Source organism: Tissierella sp., from assembly GCF_052089545.1.
Lineage (GTDB): Bacteria > Bacillota > Clostridia > Tissierellales > Tissierellaceae > Tissierella_A.
Genome location: NZ_JBQDAA010000255.1, coordinates 1 through 2864, shown reverse-complemented (window position 1 = coordinate 2864; position 2864 = coordinate 1). Strand labels below are relative to the sequence as shown.

General features: G+C 27.8%; 4 protein-coding genes and 1 pseudogene. 3 read left to right on the top strand and 2 right to left on the bottom strand.

All coding sequences use genetic code 11. From position 1 onward, the window contains the following. Positions 1-56 precede the first annotated feature (56 nt). Together nagB and ACTHW2_RS12530 are read left to right on the top strand one after the other, a co-directional pair. Positions 57-782: a glucosamine-6-phosphate deaminase gene (gene nagB / locus ACTHW2_RS12535; protein WP_442264236.1), complete on the top strand. Its 726-nt coding sequence runs from the start codon at positions 57-59 to the stop codon at positions 780-782. Positions 783-794: 12 nt separating this feature from the next. Next, complete coding sequence (locus tag ACTHW2_RS12530; protein ID WP_442264235.1) at positions 795-1340, top strand: class IV adenylate cyclase; 546 nt, start codon at positions 795-797, stop codon at positions 1338-1340. Positions 1341-1432: 92 nt separating this feature from the next. Here ACTHW2_RS12530 and ACTHW2_RS12525 read toward each other — a convergent pair whose 3' ends face one another. Next, complete coding sequence (locus ACTHW2_RS12525) at positions 1433-1657, bottom strand: DUF896 domain-containing protein (RefSeq protein WP_442264234.1); 225 nt, start codon at positions 1655-1657, stop codon at positions 1433-1435. A 171-nt stretch (positions 1658-1828) separates the two neighbouring features. On the opposite strand from ACTHW2_RS12525, the gene ACTHW2_RS12520 reads away from it, so the two are divergent. Beyond that, complete coding sequence (locus ACTHW2_RS12520; protein WP_442264233.1) at positions 1829-2350, top strand: peroxiredoxin; 522 nt, start codon at positions 1829-1831, stop codon at positions 2348-2350. A gap of 18 nt (positions 2351-2368) precedes the next feature. On the opposite strand, the pseudogene ACTHW2_RS12515 reads toward ACTHW2_RS12520, so the two are convergent. Continuing rightward, positions 2369-2864, bottom strand: a pseudogene (locus ACTHW2_RS12515) (hypothetical protein); the annotation flags it as partial.

The window sequence follows — 2864 nt, the reverse complement described above, 5'->3', positions numbered from 1 at the left end:
AAAAAAAGAATCAGAAGTATTGAAAAATACTACTTGATTTAAAGAGGAGTGATAATATGAAATTGATAGTAAAAAAAGACTATGAGGAAATGAGCAAAAAAGCTGCAGATATTATGATAGAAGAAATAAAGGGCAATCCTAATATAATATTAGGTCTTGCTACAGGAAGTACTCCTATAGGAATGTATAAAAGAATGATTAAGAGACATAAGGAAGGAGAAGTTGACTTTTCCAATGTTAAAAGCTTCAATCTTGATGAATATGTAGGACTTAAAGGAAGTAATCCCAGCAGCTATAAATATTTTATGAACGAAAACTTATTCGATCATATAAATATAGGTAAAGAAAATACTTACATACCAGATGGTAATGCTAAAGATTTAAATTTATATAGTAAAGAATATGATAATCTTATTAAAAAAATGGGTGGAATAGATATTCAAGTCCTTGGAATAGGAACAAATGGGCATATTGGATTTAATGAACCAGCTAAAGAACTAGCTGTTGGAACTTCCATAGTAAAGCTAACAGAAAATACAATGAAAGATAATTCAAGATTCTTTGATAATCCAGAAGAAATTCCAAACACAGCTATAACTATGGGGATGGGAAGTATATTAAAAGCTAAAAAGATACTTCTTCTTATAAGTGGAGAAAATAAAAAAGAGATTACAAAAAGACTTTTAGAAAATAATAAAGTAACTACTCAATTGCCAGCATCATTTTTATTGCTTCATCCCGATGTAACTATAATAGTAGATGAAAAAGCTTATAAAAAATAGGAGGAAGATTTCATGGGAAAAGAATTAGAAGTTAAAGTCTTAGGGTTAGATTTAGATACTATAGAAGAAAAAATAGTTAATCTAAAAGGTGAACTTATAGCTGATGAACTTCAAGTAAATACATTAATTGATTCTGACTTAAATCCTATTAAGGATAGTATTGATGCATATTTGAGAATAAGAGAAACAGAAGATTTACTTAATGATAAAGTTAATGTAGTCTTAACCTTAAAGAAGAACATTAAAAATGAAAGCTTAAGGGAGAACTTAGAGTTAAATAGTAAAATAGAAGATAAAGATACCGTTTTGTCTATATTTAAAAATTTAGGTTTTGATAAAATAGAGGTAGGTCACAAAAAGAGACGATCCTATAAGTTAAGAGGAGCTAGAATTGATTTAGATACATGGGATAAATCAACTTATCCTTATCCATATATAGAAATAGAAGTAGAGGGGCCTAAACATTTAAATGAGATAACTAGTTTACTTGAAATACCACAAGAGAATATTTCCAATAAATCTATAGTAGAACTTAAAGAAGAGTTAAAGTTATTGTAGAACTTGAAGAATAGCTAAAGTTATTGTAAGGTTATAATCTGTAACATTTATATAAAGATTAAAATAATCCTAGACATCTGTCTAGGATTATTTTAATTCTTTCTTTTTTTTTGTTCTTTTATAAGCTTCTTAGGTGTTACATCTGTTCCTTCTTTATCAAGTACTTTAACATTCATAAGAGTTTCTTTAAAAGAACCTCTAAAATTTTCAATATATTTCTTACGAAGTTCAGCCTGTTCTTTCTTTTCAGCAGAAGTAAGCTCAGTAGTTTTAGATTTATTAGCTAATTCATTTATTCTTTTAATTAAATCTTTCAAATTATCACCTCTAATATAATTATACCATATATTATTAGATTTATTTCCTTATTTATTTTCAAAATAAATAAAATAAATGATAATTATTATCGATTGATGATTAGTTTTGCAAAAAAAGGATATAAATATAAATGGTGGCAATATATTTATATAACAATACGGAGGGATAAAATGGATAGATTAGTTGGAAAAAAAGCACCAGATTTTTCTATGAATACATGTACTGGAGATGGATGTGATTTTGAAGAGGTTAGCCTTAAAGATTATAGTGGTAAATGGCTTATAATGTTTTTTTATCCTCTAGATTTTACGGATGTATGACCAACTGAACTTAAAGCCTATAGTGATAGGATAGAAGAGTTTAAAGAGTTAAATGCAGACATACTATCTATAAGTGTTGATAGTGAGCATGCACACAAGGCATGGATAGAAGCAGGGCTTGGTCCTGTAAACTACCCAATGGCTTCTGATATGACAAAAGAAGTAGCAAATGATTATGGAGTTTTAATAGAAGAAGAGGGAATTGCTTTAAGAGGATTATTTATAATAGATCCTGAAAGTGTTATTAGATACTCAGTAGTACATGACTTAGACATTGGAAGAAGTGTAGATGAAACACTTAGAGTATTAAAAGCTTTAAATACAGGTGGTCTTGCTCCAGTTGACTGGCAAGAAGGAGAAGATTTACTATAAAAACAAAAGCCTCTAATTTTAGAGGCTTTTCATATTTGTAGATTGAATCCATTTAATTATATTATCAGCTGTATCTTTAGAGTCTATGTTTTGAAATGTATTTATATATTCTCTTTTATGTTTTTCGTATAGTGGATCATAGTACTTTATAAAAAGTTCTTTAATTATGGGAGAATAGTTTTTTTCTTTTACTAACTCTATATAGTTATCAATAGCTTTATTTCCTAAACGATTTCTCATATGGTTTAATGCTTCAATTAGTTCATCGTCAGTACCATCTACATAATCTTTTAAAATTACTTCAACTCTTTTTTTCATAGAAGCTATAATTTTCAAACTAATCCCTTTATTCATTTTATGGAAGATATATTCAGGGATTAAGTCTTTACCAATTCTTTTGCTTTCACCTTCAACAAATACTAAATTTGAATTTATATCTTTTAATTCTTCGTATAATAAACTTTCAAACATTTTTTGAGTATTAGGCTTTCCAAGGCCTACACTACCAAGAATA

Coding starts and splice junctions, on each gene's coding strand:
- nagB (WP_442264236.1), top strand. CDS start 57: ATGAAATTGATAGTAAAAAAAGACTATGAGGAAATGAGCAAAAAAGCT.
- ACTHW2_RS12530 (WP_442264235.1), top strand. CDS start 795: ATGGGAAAAGAATTAGAAGTTAAAGTCTTAGGGTTAGATTTAGATACT.